The following is an 18,586-nucleotide window of genomic DNA, read 5'->3' on the forward strand; positions in this document are numbered from 1 at the left end:
CTGAAGTAGCATTACCTCTTTGGCATGTGGATTGCATTATCTCTCGGGCGTTTATGCGTGACATCTTTATGTTGCGTAAAACAATAAATAATGTTCATGGGAGATTTTACATGAAGAAGATTGCAACACTTGTAGGCGCTACAGTCGCGATTATGGCAACTGCTGGAGCTCATGCGAACACATTGGAAACAGTTAAAAACAGAGGCGCGGTGCAGTGTGGTGTCAGTGATGGTCTTCCAGGCTTCTCGGCAACGGATAGCACGGGTCGTTGGCAAGGTATTGATGCCGATGTATGTCGTGCGGTTGCGGCGGCTGTTTTTGGCGATGCAGAAAAGGTTAACTTCGTTTCACTCACCGCTACCGAGCGCTTTACCGCCCTGCAATCAGGTGAGATTGACATTTTATCCCGTAACACAACTTGGACGCTGACACGTGATGCGTCACTGGGTTTGAACTTTACTGGCGTCAATTACTATGATGGTCAAGGCTTCCTCGTTAGCAAAGATTTAGGTGTAGACAGCGCTAAGGAATTGGATGGTGCATCCGTTTGTATTCAATCAGGTACGACAACAGAGCTTAACCTAGCGGATTACTTCCGTCTAAATGGCATGAGCTATGAGCCTGTTCTTTACGATACATCTGACCAAACCGTCGGTGGTTTTGAAGCAGGTCGTTGTGACGTATTAACCTCTGACCAATCTCAGCTTTACGCGTTAAGAATCCAGCTTTCTGATCCAGATTCAGCTGTTGTACTGCCTGAAGTTATTTCAAAAGAACCCTTAGGCCCTGTTGTTCGTCAAGGCGATGATGCTTGGTTCAACGTGGTCAAATGGTCTCTTTATGCCATGATCAATGCTGAAGAAATGGGCATCACTACAGCTAACGCTGAAGAAATGAAGTCGTCTAATGATCCTAGTATCCAGCGTTTCTTAGGTGTTAGTGGCAACATGGGTGAATTGTTGGGCGTGAGCAACGATTGGGCGTTCAATATTTCTAAACAAGTGGGTAACTATGGTGAAGTGTTTGAGCGTACCGTTGGTACTGGCTCACCACTGAACATTGCTCGTGGTTTGAATGCGCTGTGGACCGATGGTGGTCTGCAATACGCACCTCCTGTCCGTTAATCGGTTATTAGCCTAATGATCAGCAGAGCAAGGAGATCCCTTGCTTCTGCTGGTCGCTTCGATTTTGCTGGGTCTATCCGGCTGTTTATGGGGCTGATTGAATCATGAATCCAAATAACCGTAACGGTCTTTCGCGCCTGTTTTATAACCCGACGGCGAGAAGTCTTTTTTTTCAAGCCTTAATTCTGGGCTTATTGCTCTATTTTGTGATGACGATTGTGGGTAATGTCATGACAAATTTACATCAGCGTGGCATCTCCACAGGGTTTGGCTTTTTAAGTCAGCCAGCTGGGTTTGGTATTTCGCAAACGCTGATCGAATATAATGAAACCTTTAGTTTTGGTCGTACCTTCTTTGTCGGCTTATTAAATACATTGCTTGTGTCTTTCTTGGGTGTTATTGCAGCCACTTTCTTAGGTGTGATTATCGGTATTAGCCGTATCTCGCCGAACTGGATGCTCCGTAAAATTTCCATGGTGTATGTGGAAATTCTGCGAAACATACCCTTGTTGCTACAGATCTTCTTTTGGTATTACGTGGTATTGCAAACCCTACCAAGGCCACGAGATAGCTTATCTTTTGGTGAAAGCATCTTTATCAACATTCGCGGTGTGTTTTTACCTAAGCCAGTGCCTGACGCAGGCTTTTCCTTTTACGTAGCATTGTTGGTAGCCTCTGTAGTTGCGGTGGTTGCTTTAACTATTTGGGCAAAACGTAGAATGCGTGATACGGGACAGCAGTTTCCGGTGTTCTGGACATCCATTGCCATCTTGTTGGGCACCGCTGTGATTGGTTTCTTTATCACGGGGCGGCCAATGGTATTGGATTATCCTGAGCTAAGAGGTCTTAACTTCCGGGGGGGGATCACCATACTTCCTGAGTTGATTGCTCTGTGGTTTGCATTAACGATTTATACCAGTACGTACATCGGCGAGATTGTTCGTTCAGGTATTGAGTCGGTATCACATGGTCAAACGGAAGCCTGTCGTGCTTTAGGAATTAACGAAGGGCAACGGATGAAGTTGGTTATTCTGCCGCAAGCAATGCGCGTGATGATCCCACCGATGACCAGTCAGTACCTAAACCTCACGAAGAACTCATCTCTGGCAACAGCGATAGGGTATCCCGACTTGGTGTCTGTGTTTGCAGGTACGACACTCAATCAGACAGGGCAAGCCATCGAAATCATCAGCATGACGATGATGGTGTATTTAACTATCAGCATACTCGTTTCTATGTTTATGAACTGGTTTAACCGTCGAGTGGCGTTGGTGGAGCGATAGATATGTCAGAATTTATACCCAAGCCCGCTCGTCCAGCACCCGCAACTGAAATTGGTGTGATTGGCTGGGCAAGAAAAAATCTATTTTCAAGTATTCCAAATGCAGCGATTACATTGCTGACCGTTTACGTGCTCTGGTCTGTTTTGGTGCCGTTTTTGAGTTGGGCTTTTGTGAATGCCGACTGGGTCGGCTCGACTAGAGCTGATTGTACAAGTGGTGGTGCCTGCTGGGTATTCATCAGTGTGCGCTTTAATTTGTTCATGTATGGCTTCTATCCTGAAGACAGTTACTGGCGACCGAATTTGACCTTTATTCTCTTGATTGGATTCCTGATCTGGTTATCGATTCCACGGATTCCATTCAAAAAGATAGGGGCAATTTTGGCACTGACCGTTTATCCGGTGCTTGCTTATGTACTCCTCTATGGCGGTTTCGGACTTGAGGTCATCCCGACGCATCGCTGGGGTGGCTTGATGTTAACACTGGTGCTGGCCTTGATTGGTATTGTGGTTGCAATCCCAATTGGCGTGATACTGGCGTTAGGACGTCGAAGTGAAATGCCCGTGGTACGCATGGTCTGTGTCATTTTTATTGAGTTCTGGCGCGGTGTTCCGCTGATTACGATCCTCTTCATGGCCTCCGTCATGCTGCCTTTGTTTTTTGTCGGCGGAACTGATGCCGATAAACTGATGAGAGCATTGATTGGTATTGTCATGTTCCAATCGGCGTACATGGCCGAAGTGGTAAGAGGCGGGTTACAAGCGCTTAGCAAAGGACAGTTTGAAGGTGCCGATGCATTGGGCCTAAGTTACTGGCAAAAGATGTTTTTGGTCGTGCTGCCTCAGGCAATGAAGATCATGATTCCAGGCATAGTGAACACTTTGATTTCCTTGTTCAAGGATACCAGCTTGATCGTCATCATTGGTCTTCTGGATATCCTGGGGATGGTTGGTCAAGCCTTGGCAGATCCGGCTTGGCTAGGTTATCCCGCTGAGGGGTATTTATTTGTAGCCTTTACGTTCTGGATCTTCTGTTTCAGCATGTCTCGCTACAGTATTTATTTAGAAAACAAACTTAACACCGGCCATAAGCGCTAACAGGGGTTTTGGTTTATGACACAAGAAACTGGCAACATCATTACTCTGAAAAACGTCAACAAGTGGTACGGTGAGTTCCATGTGCTTAAAGACATCAATTTAGACGTAAAAATGGGTGAAAAAATCGTTATCTGTGGTCCTTCTGGATCAGGAAAGTCGACGATGATTCGCTGCATCAATCATCTTGAAGAGCACCAAGAGGGAGACATTATTGTTGATGGCGTCATTTTGAATAATGACCTGAAAAACATAGGAAAAATACGCAAAGAAGTGGGAATGGTGTTTCAGCACTTTAATTTATTCCCCCATCTGACCGTGTTGCAAAACTGCACGTTGGCTCCAATCTGGGTGAAAAAAATGCCACAGAAAGAAGCCGAAAAAATTGCAATGAAATTTCTTGAGCGTGTGAAGATCCCTGATCAAGCCAATAAGTTTCCTGGGCAATTGTCTGGCGGGCAACAGCAACGTGTAGCTATTGCGCGTAGTTTGTGTATGAACCCACGTGTGATGCTCTTTGATGAGCCAACCTCGGCGTTGGATCCCGAAATGATCAAAGAAGTATTGGACGTTATGGTGGAATTGGCGGGTGAAGGGATGACGATGCTTTGCGTAACTCACGAAATGGGATTTGCGAAGAAAGTAGCCGATCGCGTCATCTTTATGGATGCCGGTCAAATTATTGAAGAAAATGAACCAGAATCCTTCTTCAATAACCCACAATCTGAGCGTACCAAGCTCTTCTTAAGTCAGGTATTAGGGCACTAATTTACCGAGACTGACAACAAGGCCGCACTCATGTTAGCAGGGTGCGGCCTTTTTTGTTTTTTGTGAATGGATTTTGAATAAAGCGTAATGCAGACGCACTTCTATGGTATTTTGATGTCAGTAGTTAGAGTTGAAGAGATGACCCAGTGATTCGAAGGCGAGAGCCTTGACCTAGTCATAGACTCGAACTCTATGATCCCTTTCGTGTCTATTTCCGTAGATATTTTGTGTTTTTATATTATGAATAGGTATTGCATGCATTCTCAGTGGCGCTATCGATGGACCATTTTAGCACTGCTTGTTATGTTGACTCTGATGGGGTGTGAGGCGCAAACCGCAGCAACCCCCGCCTCTGTGCCAACACAGAGACCTCATCTAGTAGAGTTATTTGAAGTAAATTCAGTGATGATGGGCGCGGATCGTGTGCGCACGGGAAACCTAAGAGCGCAGCAGACATTCGATTTATTTGCGCGTGAAGAAGGGCAGTTGTTGCATTTACCCTATCACCCGGGCGATCGCGTGGAGAAAGGTGCAGTACTGGCTGAACTCGACGATACGCAACTCAGTGCACAACGTCGCAGAGTGATGGCTGAACTGGGTCGAGCAGACAGCGATTTGCAACGCGCTCGCTCCTTGGCGGGACGAAATTTAATCTCGGCAGAAGAGTTGCAAAGACGAGAAACAGATTTAGCGGTTTTGCGTGCCGAGCGTGATTTACTGGATGTTCGCATCGCTTTTGCAAAAATGACGGCACCTTTCACTGGAGTAGTGACGCAGCGTTTGGTTGAACCTGGCGCATTTTTGGCTAAAAACACACACCTTCTAAGCCTTTCCGACCCTTCTGTTTTACGTGTAGATCTTCGAGTATCGGAGCAGGAGCTGGTGTTGTTATCTGTAGGAGACGAGGTTGAGTTACAAATTGATACGGCGGGTTCAGAGCGCTTTCAAGCCTATATTAGCCGAATTTATCCCGATATAGATCCGATCACACGTCGTGGACAATTAGAAATTACCGCATCCAGTCTTCCATCATCGGCGAGATCGGGCCAGTTGGTTCGAGTACGCCTAACCAGCGCCATTGCCGAGCGTTTGATGGTTCCATTTTCAGCCATTCGAGTTGAGGGGGAGAGCTATGTCTATGTGGTGAGTCAGAACCATGAGGTCGAAAAACGTTCCATTCAATTAGGGCAGCGTATCGCGGATCAAGTTGAAGTGGTTTCAGGCCTTTCCAATGGCGAATCTATAGTCATTCGTGGCTTCATGGGCCTCACTGAAGGTCGTCGTGTCACGCCAGTGACACCTTTAGCCTTGCGTAACGGAGCTGGATGATGTCAAAACCTAACTTGCGTCATGGCGCGGGGCTTGCTGGGTGGTCAATTGAGCATCCGGTCGGTGTTACCATGCTGGCATTGGCGGTGGTGATACTCGGTCTTTTTTCCTTAGGCCGACTGTCCATCGACCTACTCCCTCGTCTGATTTACCCAGAAATTCGGGTGTCAGTGACAGATCCCGGCGTGCCAGCTTTGGTGATGGAAGACCAAGTGACGCGCTTCTTGGAGGAGCAACTTGCCGTTACAGAGGATATGGTAAGTATTCAATCTTCAACGGAGCTGGGTCGCTCAAGTGTTGATTTGATTTTTCCTTATGGCAAGGATATTGATATTGCTCTACGCGATGCCAGTAGCCGTTTAGATCGAGCCCGCCGCTTTTTGCCTGACAGTATTGAGCAGCCGACCATTTTTAAGCGAGACCCTTCTCAGATCCCCGTGATGCAGTTTGCCATCAGCTCTGCGCTAAAAGACTCGATTGAGTTGCGAAGTTGGACGGACGATGTTTTTTCAAAGTGGTTTATTAACTTGCCAGGAGTGGCATCGGCAGAGGTCGGTGGTGGGCTAGAGCGAGAAATTCGAATATTACCAGACCCCAAACGTCTTGCCAGTTTGGGCTTAGATGTCGAGGATGTTATTGATGCTCTGAATCGTAATCATCGCCAAGATGCGTCGGGACGATTACGAGGAGCCAGTCAAGACATTGCGGGTCGCATTAGTGGACGCTTTGAGTCAGTGACTGAGTTGGCGCAACTGACAATCCGCCTAGCTGACGGCAGTGTGGTGTATCTAGATGAGATTGCCCAAATCTTGGATACTCATAAAGATGAAAGTATACGTGTTCGAGCCGACGGTATTCCCAGTGTCCAGTTATCAATCCAAAGTCAACCAGATGCAAATACCATAACTGTCGCTGATAATGTCAATGCACGACTGAAGTGGTTACAAGAGCAGGATTTAATACCAGCCGATATCCTTATTCAACCGCTGACTGATCAATCGTATTTTGTGAAGCAAGCGCTGAATAACTCCGTGATTGCCGTCGTTAGTGGTGCTCTTCTGGCCATGTCCGTGGTGTATTTCTTTTTAGGAAATATTCGCCGAACCCTGATTATTGGCAGTGCCATTCCTATTGCGGTGATGGTGACCTTTGTACTGATGGGCGCTAGTGGCTTGACCCTGAATATCATGACACTGGGTGGTCTGGCGTTAGGTGTAGGAATGTTGGTGGATAACACCATTGTGATGCTGGAGAATATTTATCGACATCAGCGTGAAGGTGAGGGCAGCCATGAAGATGCCGCCAATGCAGCTGCAGAGGTTAATTCGGCAATTTTGGCCTCTACTTCGACAAACTTAGCTGCTATTTTACCTTTCTTGTTTGTTGGTGGTTTGGTAGGGCTTTTGTTTCGCGAGCTGATTATCACAATTTCAGCGGCTGTTGTTGCTTCGATGGTAATTGCTTTGACGCTGGTTCCAGCTTTATCTGCGCGTGTGATTACCCATAAAACTTCGAGATTTAGAAAGGTGGTTGATACTGCCATTTACCGTCTGCAGTTGGCGTATTCAGTCTTTATTGCCAAGGTGCTCAAGGTGCGTTGGATTGTGCCCATCATTTTTGTGGCAGGTTTCGCATATGCGGTTCCTGTCTTTTTGAAGGGAGCTGAAATTTTTCTTCCTGCAATGGATGATGGTCAAATTCAAGCTCGATTGATTGCCGACCCAGACATTACCTTGGAGGAAATGGATCAGCGCGTTTTGCTGATTGAGCGTCTTATCCAGCAGGACCCGCTGGTAGAGCGCTTATTTGTTGTGTCGGGTGGCGGTGTATGGGGGCGTTCAACGCGTGAGGCCGCTAATCAAGCCTCAATGACGATTCAGTTAGTGCCCTTGTCCGATCGGGATCTCAGTTCGCAAGAGTGGATTAATCAAACCAACCGCGCAATTGCTGAGTTACAGTTGGCCGGTATTCAAGCCAGACTCAGACCCCAAGGTGTGCGAGGGATTCGTACCAGTAGTGGAGATGATGACATCAGCATCCGCATTCAGGGCGATGACTTACAGCAACTCAATCGTTTAGCACGCGAAACGCTGCAACGCCTAACTGGGCTCCCTGGCCTACAAAATTTAGCGTTTTCTGCTGAAGAGGAAACCCAAGAGCTTGATTTTAGAGTGGATAGAGAACGAGCCGCCGCACTTGGAATCGATGTGGTGGATATTAATAGTGCTTTGTTGATGGCGCTAGAAGGGCGAGTGGTGAATGACTATGTTGAGCAAGGGCGTAGTTACGATATTCGTATTCGTTTCTCAGCGGATCTGACTCGAGACATTCAAGACCTTGAGTCGGTTATGCTGTTCGTAAACGGTCGCAATGCCGATCCTGTGTATCTCTCGGATTTAGTGAGTGTCTCGGTTGTCCAAGCGCCCGGTAATATCCGTCGCGACAGTCAGATGCGAGTGGTAGATGTCAGTGCATCCTTGATGAATGGATACTCCTTAGCCAAGGTGATGCAGGAGATAGATCAGCGTTTAGCGGATATGCAGATGCCTGAAGGGTACTCTCGATTTGATGGTGGAGCGGGTCAGGCCTTACAAGAGGGACAGGCCTTAACTGGAATTCTATTAGGCTTGGCGTTGTTCTTAGTGTTTGTGGTGATGGCTGTGCAGTACGAGTCGTTGCGCAACCCCGTGATTATTATTCTTAGTGTGCCTTTTTCTGCCATTGGCGTTGCTGGGGGCTTAGTATTGCTTGACATGCCACTGTCGATGCCTGTCTGGTTAGGCATGATTATGCTTGCCGGAATTGTGGTCAATAACGCAATTGTCCTTGTTGAATATATTGAACTGCAGCGTGACCGAGGAATGTTGCGAGATGAGGCGATTATTGCGGCAGCGAAACTTCGGCTAAGGCCTATTTTGATGACTACCCTAACCACGGTTGCGGGTATGTTACCTTTAGCCATTGGTATAGGTGAAGGCTCAGAAATGTTAAGGCCACTGGCCGTGGCCATCGTATTTGGTCTGAGCTTTTCAACCTTAGTGGGGCTATTGCTAGTGCCCGTGATCTACTCTTTGCTGCATCCGATGCAACGCAAAGAGCAGAGCGTCTTAAACGTAGAAGATGTACGCCACGCTCGCTAGCGCTAAAATTATGGCAATCACAAATCGGATCCAAGGAAAGGATGTTGGTTCCGGTTCTAGTTTTTCTATATCCCGAGCGCCCTCTGATGGCTTGGTGCCAGTAAACATGGCTTTCACCAAGCCTTCTCCCATTAGTTTATGTATCAAGATGGCCAGTAAATGAACACCTACTAGGATCAGTATGTAATCAAAAAACCGATGATGCCAACTGGCCATCCAGCTTGTGGTGTCTCGGCTAGCACTGCTATAGAGAGGGCCTGAGTAAAGAATATCATCACTGGTGTACAATCCTGTGAGTAGCTGAAAGCCAACAGCACCCAGTAATACGATGACCATCAATCCACCAAGAGGGTTATGCCCAACATAGTGTAAGGGTTTACGGGTCAGGACAGACTGAGTGTATTCAATTAGGGTCTTTGGGCCGACCAAAAAACGGCTGAAACGGGCCGCGGGAGTCCCGATAAACCCCCAAATAACACGATAAATTAGCAAGCCCATTAGAATTTGAGCAATAAGCATATGATGTTCGAGCGCATCAAAGTTTTGGCTTTGAGTGGCCGAAAACCAAAGTAAAAATAGCAGAAGGGGTAAGCACCAGTGAAAAATGCGTATGCTCCAGTCCCAGACTTTAACGGGCTTATTCATAATCGACTCCTTGTGGGTAAGCAATAACAGCCTAAATCTTGTAAAATCATAACATACTCATATATTAAGTTGTGTTAAGGAACGTGAATTGCGCGCTCAAGTGTCCCAGCCAGTCTCTCACTCCAATAAAATGCTGAAAAACTTTTTTTCAGTCTTTAAGTACAGCCGTCGAGCGCTAGAGTTAGTCTGGAGCACATCAAAGCCGTTGACGGTGGGGCTGACACTCTTAACCCTAATTGCGGGTATTTTACCAGCGGTCGCCGCCTACCTAGGTCAATTGATTGTTGATGAAGTGGTAAGTTCCGTTGCGCTCAATGCGCAAGGGTTAGCCGTTGACTATCGGCCTGTGATTCAGTGGGTGTTGTTAGAAGCCTTGGTGTTGATGGTATTGGCAGCGGCTCAGCGCGGACTCTCCGCTCAACAATCTATTTTGCGTGCTCTTATGGGGCAGCGCGTTAACGTCATGATTCTAGAGAAGGCGCAAACGCTATCGTTAGCTCAGTTTGAAGACTCCGAATTCTATGACAAATTGACACGAGCACGTCGCGAAGCGTCAACACGACCTTTAGCGTTGGTAAACAAAACCTTCAGCCTGATTCAAAACTCACTCGCGCTTTTGAGTTTTTCGATTCTACTCATTCAGTTTTCACCTTGGGTCTTGTTAATCTTATTTATAGCGGCGTTACCTGTGTTTATTTCAGAAGCTAAATTTTCTGGCGATGCGTTTCAGCTATCACGGTGGCGCTCTCCTGAGCTGCGCAAACAGCTTTATCTAGAAACGTTACTGGCAAGAGAAGACAGTATTAAAGAGGTGAAACTCTTTGGTTTAGGCCCTCGTCTTTTGGATAAATACCGTGACATTTTCCACACACTGTTTGGTGCAGAGAAGCGTCTAATTATTCGGCGCGATCTATGGGGGTTTGTGTTAGGGCTGCTAGGGACCTTAGCGTTTTATGGGGCGTATGTTTGGATAGTGGTCGATACCATACAGGGTATGATCACGCTTGGGCAGATGACCATGTTTTTGTTGGTGTTTAAACAAGGACAAAGCGCGATCAGTACCAACCTTACCGCGATTAGTGGCATGTATGAGGACAACTTATACCTTTCTAATCTATACGAATACTTAGAGCAGCCGGTGGTGAAAGAGGAAGGGACTTTAACCCAGGGGCAAGACCCGACCCAGGGTATTATCTTTGATCAAGTCTGTTTTACTTACCCCGGGGCGATAAAGCCTGCGTTAGATAATGTGAGTTTTCATCTACCACCTGGGCAATCCTTGGCCCTAGTTGGCGAAAATGGCTCGGGAAAAACGACCCTAATTAAATTGCTGACCCGCTTATATTCGCCGTCCAGTGGTCGTATTTTGCTTGATGGTAACGACTTAAATGACTGGGCACCGCAAGCGTTACGTGAGCGTGTGGGTGTCATCTTTCAAGACTTCGTGCGTTATCAGCTCTTAGTGGGTGAGAATCTAGGGGCGGGCGATGTATCCGCTTTTGATGACGAAGATCGTTGGAAAGAAGCGGCACGTTTAGGATTGGCCAGTGAATTTATTGACGATTTAAGTCAACAGTACCACACTCAACTAGGTCGATGGTTTCAAGGAGGGCAGGAGCTTTCTGGTGGACAGTGGCAAAAAATTGCATTGGGGCGTGCTTTTATGCGCTCAAAAGCCGATATTCTTGTCTTAGATGAGCCAACTGCTGCGATGGATGCCGAAGCCGAAGCGCAGATTTTTGAGCATTTTCGGCGCCATACAGAGAGGCGAATGGTGATATTAATTTCACATCGTTTTTCCAGTGTCCGCAGTGCTGATCACATTATACTTATGCGGCAAGGCTGTATTATTGAACGAGGTAATCATGACTCCTTGTTAGCACTAAATGGACGCTATGCCGAATTGTTTCGGATACAAGCGAAAGGCTATCAATTAGATGAATGATTTTAAGGCGAGAGGTTTGAAATGAAGCGCTTGATCACTTGGTTATCAGGCTGGATGCCTGATATGACATTGACACGCGTATTCTTGATCGTCTTTTGGGGCTTTGTCTTAGTGGTGTTAAGTTATTTTTATCTGGAAACCACGCGTGGCTATCTGAATCGAGCCCTTATGCAAAGTGAGTCAAGTGTCCGTGCCTTGGCATTAACTCAGAAGGAACTGGTCGAAGCCAAACTGTCTGAGGTTGACCGCTCGCTTTTATTTCTAAGAGAGCTATGGTCTGAGTCACCCGAAGATTTGACGACCCTTCAGAGAATTATGCTTGCCAAAAAAGAGGTTAATACCGAACTGCTTGATTATTTATTAATCAATGCCAATGGGGACGTTGATACTTGGTCTCGTGATGAGGTCAGGCCACAGTTATCTGATCGCGCCTATTTTCAATTTTTTCGAGACACGTTAGATGATATTGCGTATATTTCTTCGCCAAAGCACTCGCGAGTCAAAGATCCTAGAGCATTCATTGCCGTTGCACGTTCGTTACGTCATCAAGATGCCTTTGCTGGGGTGTTGATGGCCGCCCTGGATATCGAACAGTTAGCCAAGGACTTAGGAGGAATTACTTCAGGTTCGGGGTTGACCACTGCTTTATTGAAGTTCGATGGAGAGGTTATCTATCGAGTTCCCTATGGTGCCATTGAACCTGGTTCAGTGATTGATACCCTGAATAAATGGCAGGGAGCACCACCTGATGATTATAGTTACCGTGGCGTGGCACCAGTTGACGGACGTTTACGCCAAATACATTATCAGCATTTAAATAACTGGCCTTTATTGGTTGTTGTCTCTAGTGATCTAGAGCCTTTGATGCAAGATTATCAGGCATTTGTGAAGAACGAACGATTTAAGTTTATTTTCATTCTAGGTATTGCGGCACTCATTCTAATACTTTGTGGTTGGTTAATTGAGCGTCGGCGACGTTTGGAGTTAAACTTAAAGCAACAAGAGTTGCATTACTTAACGCACTATTCTGATGCTTTGAAGCGCTCTAATGATGAGCTAGAGCAGTTTGCCTACATTGCCTCCCATGATTTGCGTCAACCCTTACGTATGATCGTGAGTTTTAGTCGAATTTTGAGTACAAATCCCTTTATTGCCGAGAATCAAGAGGCAAGAGAGCAACTGAGTTATGTGCTTGAAGCGGGTCAGCGAATGGATGAAATGCTGATTGCACTTCTCGAATACTCTCGGATTGGGCACGATGGTGAGCCAATTTCAGAGCAGGATAGCCAAGCGCTAGTCCAGGAAGCCTTAGTGTATTTGCATCCAGATATTATCAAAGCACAAGCGACTGTTTCCCTGCAAGGTGAGTGGCCAAGAGTCTATCTTCCTCATAATGAAGGGGTGCGTCTGTTTCAAAATCTAATTAGTAATGCGATTAAATTCAGGCAGGCATCTCAGCTGCCGACGATCGTGCTCTATGCGCAGGATGAGGAAAACAGCTATAAATTCGTAGTAGAAGATCAAGGAATCGGACTGGAACAGAGTCAACTTGATCGGATCTTCTTAGTGTTTCAACGCTTAAATCCGCGTAGTGAGTATGAAGGCAGTGGTATAGGCTTGTCTATTTGCAAAAAAATTGTTGAACGTTGCGGTGGTTCAATCCATGCAGAATCAGAGGGTATCAATCAGGGTTGCCGTTTGATTTTCACACTGCCAAAGAGCGATACGAGAGCTTTATGAACAATACATCCACCTTACTGTCAGATGAACCTTGTCGAGTTTTACTCGTAGAGGATGAGCCTGGTGATATTGAACTGATTCGTTTTGCATTCCGGATAACCGATGGGCAAACCTTTCATCTTCAAATAGTGACGTCGTTAAAAGATGCAATTCGGCAGTTATCAGAACACGAAGATGAGTTCGATGTTGTATTGCTGGATTTGATGCTTCCAGACAGTCACGGTATTGAAACCTTAAAAACACTGCGCCGCCACTGCGCGGATATTCCCGTGGTTATTTTGACGAGCGTCTTACACAACAAGTTGATCCAAGATGCCTTACAGGCGGGTGCTCAAGATTATCTCGTGAAAGGGGAGGAGCCCCGCGCACTTCGAAAAGCGATTCATTATGCTGTTTTACGCCATGCGTTTAATCAAACGGCTCGTTTATCGGAGGCAGTGTTTAATATTACCCATACAGCCATTGCTGTGTTTGACTCACACCTTCGCCCTAAACAACGCAATCAAGCATTTACGATGTTAATGCAGTCCAGCTACGTGTCATTAGTCACACAAAAATTGGATGATGTATTGGACGTTTTGCTAAGCCAGGGTTGCTGGCTTGACATACAGGCCCGATTGGAGAAAGACGGTTGTTTTGAACAAGAAGTGACAGTTCATGCCTCAGATGAAGAGCTGACTCTACTCATGAGAATGCACCGATTAGATCGCCCAGATGGCCATATTTTAAACTACATAATGATGCTTGATGACATCACTGAAAAGAAAAAAGCCGAACAGAAACTTGAATACCAAGCTTCTCACGATGCCTTGACGGGGCTTCCGAATCGCAGTTTATTCTATGATCGGCTCCAACAAAGCATTGTTGAAAGTCGTCGATACGGACAAAGTTTTGCGCTATTGTTTATCGATTTAGACGGTTTTAAAGCCGTCAATGATACTTGGGGGCATGCAGTTGGCGATCAGGTTTTGCAAGTGTGTGCCGAGCGGATGCTGAGTGATGTGCGTGAATCTGATACCGTTGCACGCTTATCAGGAGATGAGTTTGCTGTCTTGATTAAGAACAGCGCTGTACCAGCCCATATCAACCTGGTTGCTAAAAAGCTGTTAGATAGCCTCGCTGCCCCGATTTTAATTGATAAGATTAGCATCACTATATCCGCCAGTATTGGTGTTTCATCCTTTCCGCTCGATGCGACCTCACCGGATGATATGCTCAGCCAAGCCGACTCCGCTATGTATGAAGCCAAGCGTGAAGGTCGCAATTGTGTACGTTGGAATCAACACTCCTCTACACCAGCTTAAATACCCTTCACAACGCACACTCATTTTCAAAGAGCTTCAAAGTAGCTGCGGCTTAGCTGCTCTTATTTGAAGCATTATTAGACGGAAAAAATCCCTGTTTTGGTGCGTCTTGGTGATTTATTTCAGTCCAAGATGAATGATCTTATGGCGAAATATCAAACGGCCAATGATTCTCTAGATTCCTAATTCGTTATTTTGAACGGATTACATTTGGAAAGGTGTCTGGTTGTTAACGTGTCTCTCACGTCTGTTACTCCCTTGGCACAGCCTTTGCTTAGATTAAATCTGACTAACTGGTCAGATTCTAGAGCAGCCTTTGTCTAGGCCTTTCTCTATCTTTTGCCTGACCCTTTTAAACGTCTGATTAATTCTTCCCTCAACAGGGGGCCGCCATTGTTTAGGGCCTAACGTGACATAAGGATGAACCATGAATATTACAAAACGCCGATCACTCAAAAAGCTCGCTGCACTTTGTGGTGCCGCAGCTGTACTGACCTTTCCAACCTTAGGTCTGGCTCAAAGCAGTCCTGCTACCAAAATTAATTTCACCTTGGATTGGCGTTTTGAAGGGCCTTCAGCGCCTTTCTTAATGGCATTGGAAAAAGGCTATTTTTTAGAAGAGGGTCTTAATGTCACCATCGACTCAGGTAATGGTTCCGCAGGAGCGGTGACGCGTGTGGCAACCGGTGCATATGACATGGGCTTTGCTGACTTTAGTGCTTTGGTTGAGTACGCCTCTGCCAATGCAGACTCGGGTATTCAAGCTGTGTATATGCTCTACAACCAAACCCCTGCAGCGGTTTTCACGCTCAAAGAGTTTGGTATTGATACACCTGCCGATCTTGCGGGCAAAACACTGGCTGCCCCGGTGTTTGATGCCGGCCGTAAAGCTTGGCCATCCTTTGCTGCGCACAATGGCTTAGCCGTCGACTCTGTCACTTGGCAAAGTGTGGACCCTGCGATTCGTGAAACCTTGCTTGCCCGTCGTCAAGTGGATGCCATCACTGGATTTTACTTTACCAGCTTGTTAAATCTTGAAGCGCGCGGTGTCTCCTTAGATGAGATTACCGTGATGCCCTATGCCGATTATGGTGTGGCTTTGTACGGCAATGCCATCATTGCCAGCGAGAAAATGTTGGCAGAGCAACCTGAAGCCGTGGCCGGTTTTAACCGCGCCTTTAATAAGGCGTTACTGGAAACCATCGCCGATCCTGAAAGTGCAGTTAAGTATGTGTCGAAGCGTGATCCTTTGGTGAATGAAGGCTTAGAGCTGCGTCGTTTAACCTTAGCGCTTGACGCTCAGGTCGTGACGGATGAAACCCGAGAGGAAGGCCTAGGAGCCGTTACGCTTGATCGTCTCAAACAATCCATTGACGAAGCCGTTGAATCGTTTGGACTCAGCAGTACGCCGGATGCCGAAGCCCTATTCAATTTTGCGATGTTACCTGAGAAAAGCACTCGCATCCTTCCACATTAATATGAGATGTCCGGTGATGCCGGACATCTTTCTGTATTTGAGAAGTCTTTATGGCGTTTGTAAAGTTTGAAGAAGTCAGCTTAGCCTACGAGGAAGGTGGGGCGCTGGCGATCAAAGATATTTCCTTGTCTGTTCAGCAAAATGAGTTTATCGCGGTGGTCGGGCCTTCAGGCTGCGGTAAATCAACGCTGATGAAATTGGTCTCAGGATTATCAGAGCCAACCTCGGGCTATGTGTATATCGATGGTCGACAGATCGGTGGCCCTCAAAAATGCATCGGCATGGCCTTCCAAGCGTCGAACCTCTTGCCTTGGCGAACCACGCTTGAAAATGTCATGTTGCCCTTAGAAATCGTGCAACCCTATCGCTCACAACTCAGGCGCAAACGCAAAGAGTTCGAGGCCATGGCGATGGAGCTTATTGAGCGTGTAGGCCTCAAAGGCTGGGAGCATAAATATCCTTGGGAACTGTCGGGCGGAATGCAGCAACGGGCATCGATCTGCCGTGCGTTAATTCACAAGCCACAGTTGCTGATGCTCGATGAACCCTTCGGTGCTTTGGATGCGTTTACGCGTGAAGAGCTCTGGTGCATGTTGCAAGACCTTTGGCAGGAGCAGCCTTTTACCGTTATTTTGGTGACGCATGATCTCCGTGAAGCTGTATTTTTGGCCGACACAGTGTATGTGATGAGTAAAGGCCCCGGTCAGATATTGGTCAAACGAGACATTGCCATCGAGCGTCCTCGAACACTGGCGGTGACCTATTCCGAGCCTTTTGCAGCCCAAGTCCATGTCTTACGAGAGCATATTGGCTCCATTCGTAAGTCCTGAGAAGGAAAGAATAAAATGGCATTTAATCGAAGAAAGTTCATGATTAAAAACGCCAGTTGGATGCTCATCCTGCTGTTGTTACTGATATGGGAAATTATTTGCGTAGGGTTTAAAGTACCCGAGTACCTCTTTCCGGCACCTTCCGCGGTTTGGTCAGCGGGAATTGCGCGTTGGGAACCGATCATGATGCACGCGTGGCAAACCTTTTTTACCACTCTGGTAGGGTTTGCCATTGCTGTGGTGGTGGGCCTGGTGTTGGGGGTGGCAGTAGGCACCTATCCGATTGTCTACAAAGCACTGTATCCATTACTGGTCGGGTTTAACAGCATCCCTAAAGTGGCGTTTGTGCCAGTGTTGGTGGTGTGGTTTGGTATAGGAACAGTGCCTGCCATACTAACGGCCTTTCTAATTTCCTTCTTTCCTGTATTGGTGAATGTCGCCACAGGGTTGGCAACGCTGGAGCCAGAGCTTGAGGATGTGTTGCGCTCGCTTGGTGCATCCAAGTTGGATATTTTGCGTAAAGTGGGCTTGCCACGTGCGTTACCTTACTTTTTTGCGTCGCTGAAAGTGGCCATTACACTGGCCTTTGTCGGATCGGTGATATCCGAAACGGTGGCATCGAATATGGGCATAGGCTATTTAATGATGGCCGCCAGTTCATCTATGGACATGGCATTGGTCTTTGCAGGCCTCATCGTGATTGGGGTGATGGGTGTGGTGATGTACGAGCTGTTTGCTTGGATGGAGAAGCGCTTCACACGTTGGGCCAATCGTGGCGTGAATGCCACGGCTGTGTGAGGATGAATAATGCTAGATGTTAGATTCTAGAGTGAGCTCGCTCAGGTACAAGAGTGCTTGAGCGAGCCAATTCAGGATAACGACAAGGCCCCCAAGAACTGCTCCAAAACAAGATTTGATCGTCGCCCTTTGCGCGTGATGACCGCTAGAGGGGTGCTAAAGGCCAAGGTGTCTTCGTTCAGTCGTTTCATTTCGCCTTTGTTAACCCAGTTGGCAGCATAGTGATCGGGTAAAAAGCCTATGTAGGCACCCGTCAAAATCAAAAAAGCAATGCCCTCCCTATCCGATGCCGAGGCAGTACAAGACAGTGACTGATGCATTTCAATGGCCTCTAGCGTCATCGGAAAGCTTGGAATCACCGTGGTGGCTTGGCTCAACTCACTGGGGGTGAGTGGTCTACTGGAATCAAAGTAGGGGTGCTGTTTACTGCAGTATAAGTAAGAGGTTTCTTCGTAGAGTTGTTGATACTCCAGTCCAGACAGGGTGTTTGTCCAAGGAATGACGCCGACATGGAGGCGACCATCGAAAAGGCCTTTGGCAATCTCAGACGGTGTACTCATGCTGATATTGATTTTGACGTCTCCCTTAAACTGACTTAAGTGTTCTAACGCCTGAGTCACTTTCATTTGCGGCTGAGTGACGAGGTTATTCACGATACCAATATTCAACTCACCTTTCAGTTGGTGACTGATCTTATTGAGCTGGCTGCGAAAGTCTTCGATGGATGAAAACAGAGACTCGGCCGCTTTAAGCACCTCGGTCCCCTCATCGGTCAAAGAAAAACCACTGCGTCCTCGTTGGCACAGCCGCAGGCCTAGACGATTTTCGAGATCGCTCATGTGCAGACTAATGGCCGACTTCGTCATGCCGAGCGCCCCTTCCGCCGCTGAAAAACTGCCGCACTCAACGATGGTCTTGAACAGTCGCAAGAGTTTCAAATCAAAATCAGAGACTTGTCTTAGTGTGTTTTTTTTCTTCATGAATGATTCTGTCCGGATAGGATGAGGGCCTGCTTCGCGGAATTTACGCTCTGTCGTTCTTAACTCAGTTGTGCATGCCGTGGCTCAATTAGAATAGTTTCTTTTTTTCTAAACTAAAAGTTTAAAAGT

Annotated in this window: 14 protein-coding genes; 12 read left to right on the forward strand and 2 right to left on the reverse strand. The window is 46.9% G+C overall.

The features are described from left to right. Window positions 1-110: 110 nt before the first annotated feature. The 6 genes from DN062_RS04835 to DN062_RS04860 all read left to right on the forward strand — a co-directional run bounded on the left by DN062_RS04835 (window position 111) and on the right by DN062_RS04860 (window position 8,738). Window positions 111-1,124 carry an amino acid ABC transporter substrate-binding protein gene (locus tag DN062_RS04835; RefSeq protein WP_112158091.1) on the forward strand — a complete coding sequence of 338 codons (1,014 nt, stop codon included), beginning with the start codon at window positions 111-113 and terminating at the stop codon, window positions 1,122-1,124. Window positions 1,125-1,228: 104 nt separating this feature from the next. Then, window positions 1,229-2,407 carry an amino acid ABC transporter permease gene (locus tag DN062_RS04840; RefSeq protein ID WP_112158093.1) on the forward strand — a complete coding sequence of 393 codons (1,179 nt, stop codon included), beginning with the start codon at window positions 1,229-1,231 and terminating at the stop codon, window positions 2,405-2,407. 2 nt (window positions 2,408-2,409) lie between these two features. Continuing rightward, window positions 2,410-3,504: an amino acid ABC transporter permease gene (locus DN062_RS04845; RefSeq protein WP_112158095.1), complete on the forward strand. Its 1,095-nt coding sequence runs from the start codon at window positions 2,410-2,412 to the stop codon at window positions 3,502-3,504. A gap of 15 nt (window positions 3,505-3,519) precedes the next feature. Beyond that, on the forward strand, window positions 3,520-4,269 hold the full coding sequence (locus DN062_RS04850; protein ID WP_112158097.1) for an amino acid ABC transporter ATP-binding protein: 750 nt from the start codon (window positions 3,520-3,522) through the stop codon (window positions 4,267-4,269). 255 nt (window positions 4,270-4,524) lie between these two features. Continuing rightward, entirely contained in the window at window positions 4,525-5,598 is a 1,074-nt protein-coding gene (locus tag DN062_RS04855) for an efflux RND transporter periplasmic adaptor subunit (protein ID WP_162301248.1), read from the forward strand. After that, on the forward strand, window positions 5,598-8,738 hold the full coding sequence (locus DN062_RS04860) for an efflux RND transporter permease subunit (protein ID WP_205126658.1): 3,141 nt from the start codon (window positions 5,598-5,600) through the stop codon (window positions 8,736-8,738). Before DN062_RS04855 ends, DN062_RS04860 begins: the two co-directional genes overlap by 1 nt. Here the strand turns inward: DN062_RS04860 and DN062_RS04865 are convergent. After that, window positions 8,706-9,383, reverse strand: coding sequence for a cytochrome b/b6 domain-containing protein (locus tag DN062_RS04865; RefSeq protein WP_112158103.1), 678 nt, complete (start codon window positions 9,381-9,383; stop codon window positions 8,706-8,708). The two genes, DN062_RS04860 and DN062_RS04865, sit on opposite strands and share 33 nt — an antisense overlap. Before the next feature lie 130 nt (window positions 9,384-9,513). Between DN062_RS04865 and DN062_RS04870 the strand changes: the two genes are divergently transcribed. The 6 genes from DN062_RS04870 to DN062_RS04895 all read left to right on the forward strand — a co-directional run bounded on the left by DN062_RS04870 (window position 9,514) and on the right by DN062_RS04895 (window position 17,477). Continuing rightward, window positions 9,514-11,328 (forward strand): ABC transporter ATP-binding protein, encoded by a 1,815-nt coding sequence (locus tag DN062_RS04870; RefSeq protein ID WP_112158497.1) that lies wholly within the window; start codon window positions 9,514-9,516, stop codon window positions 11,326-11,328. A gap of 21 nt (window positions 11,329-11,349) precedes the next feature. Next, complete coding sequence (locus DN062_RS04875; RefSeq protein ID WP_112158105.1) at window positions 11,350-13,068, forward strand: sensor histidine kinase; 1,719 nt, start codon at window positions 11,350-11,352, stop codon at window positions 13,066-13,068. Beyond that, entirely contained in the window at window positions 13,065-14,372 is a 1,308-nt protein-coding gene (locus DN062_RS04880; RefSeq protein ID WP_112158107.1) for a diguanylate cyclase, read from the forward strand. Before DN062_RS04875 ends, DN062_RS04880 begins: the two co-directional genes overlap by 4 nt. 427 nt (window positions 14,373-14,799) lie before the next feature. Further along, a complete protein-coding gene (locus tag DN062_RS04885; protein WP_112158109.1) occupies window positions 14,800-15,849 on the forward strand; it encodes an ABC transporter substrate-binding protein in 1,050 nt (349 codons plus the stop codon). A gap of 50 nt (window positions 15,850-15,899) precedes the next feature. Then, window positions 15,900-16,679, forward strand: coding sequence for an ABC transporter ATP-binding protein (locus DN062_RS04890; RefSeq protein WP_112158111.1), 780 nt, complete (start codon window positions 15,900-15,902; stop codon window positions 16,677-16,679). Window positions 16,680-16,694: 15 nt separating this feature from the next. After that, window positions 16,695-17,477 carry an ABC transporter permease gene (locus DN062_RS04895; RefSeq protein ID WP_112158113.1) on the forward strand — a complete coding sequence of 261 codons (783 nt, stop codon included), beginning with the start codon at window positions 16,695-16,697 and terminating at the stop codon, window positions 17,475-17,477. 71 nt (window positions 17,478-17,548) lie between these two features. Here DN062_RS04895 and DN062_RS04900 read toward each other — a convergent pair whose 3' ends face one another. Then, the gene (locus DN062_RS04900) at window positions 17,549-18,457 is read right to left on the reverse strand and encodes a LysR family transcriptional regulator (protein ID WP_112158115.1); all 909 of its coding nucleotides are present in this window, start codon (window positions 18,455-18,457) and stop codon (window positions 17,549-17,551) included. Window positions 18,458-18,586 lie beyond the last annotated feature (129 nt).

The sequence above is a fragment of the Nitrincola tibetensis genome (genome assembly GCF_003284585.1).
GTDB classification, from domain to species: domain Bacteria; phylum Pseudomonadota; class Gammaproteobacteria; order Pseudomonadales; family Balneatricaceae; genus Nitrincola; species Nitrincola tibetensis.

Bases quoted from the DNA above. Each gene is read 5' to 3' on its own strand.
- DN062_RS04835 (WP_112158091.1), top strand. From the start codon at position 111: ATGAAGAAGATTGCAACACTTGTAGGCGCTACAGTCGCGATTATGGCA.
- DN062_RS04840 (WP_112158093.1), top strand. From the start codon at position 1,229: ATGAATCCAAATAACCGTAACGGTCTTTCGCGCCTGTTTTATAACCCG.
- DN062_RS04845 (WP_112158095.1), top strand. From the start codon at position 2,410: ATGTCAGAATTTATACCCAAGCCCGCTCGTCCAGCACCCGCAACTGAA.
- DN062_RS04850 (WP_112158097.1), top strand. From the start codon at position 3,520: ATGACACAAGAAACTGGCAACATCATTACTCTGAAAAACGTCAACAAG.
- DN062_RS04855 (WP_162301248.1), top strand. From the start codon at position 4,525: ATGCATTCTCAGTGGCGCTATCGATGGACCATTTTAGCACTGCTTGTT.
- DN062_RS04860 (WP_205126658.1), top strand. From the start codon at position 5,598: ATGTCAAAACCTAACTTGCGTCATGGCGCGGGGCTTGCTGGGTGGTCA.
- DN062_RS04865 (WP_112158103.1), bottom strand. From the start codon at position 9,383: ATGAATAAGCCCGTTAAAGTCTGGGACTGGAGCATACGCATTTTTCAC.
- DN062_RS04870 (WP_112158497.1), top strand. From the start codon at position 9,514: ATGCTGAAAAACTTTTTTTCAGTCTTTAAGTACAGCCGTCGAGCGCTA.
- DN062_RS04875 (WP_112158105.1), top strand. From the start codon at position 11,350: ATGAAGCGCTTGATCACTTGGTTATCAGGCTGGATGCCTGATATGACA.
- DN062_RS04880 (WP_112158107.1), top strand. From the start codon at position 13,065: ATGAACAATACATCCACCTTACTGTCAGATGAACCTTGTCGAGTTTTA.
- DN062_RS04885 (WP_112158109.1), top strand. From the start codon at position 14,800: ATGAATATTACAAAACGCCGATCACTCAAAAAGCTCGCTGCACTTTGT.
- DN062_RS04890 (WP_112158111.1), top strand. From the start codon at position 15,900: ATGGCGTTTGTAAAGTTTGAAGAAGTCAGCTTAGCCTACGAGGAAGGT.
- DN062_RS04895 (WP_112158113.1), top strand. From the start codon at position 16,695: ATGGCATTTAATCGAAGAAAGTTCATGATTAAAAACGCCAGTTGGATG.
- DN062_RS04900 (WP_112158115.1), bottom strand. From the start codon at position 18,457: ATGAAGAAAAAAAACACACTAAGACAAGTCTCTGATTTTGATTTGAAA.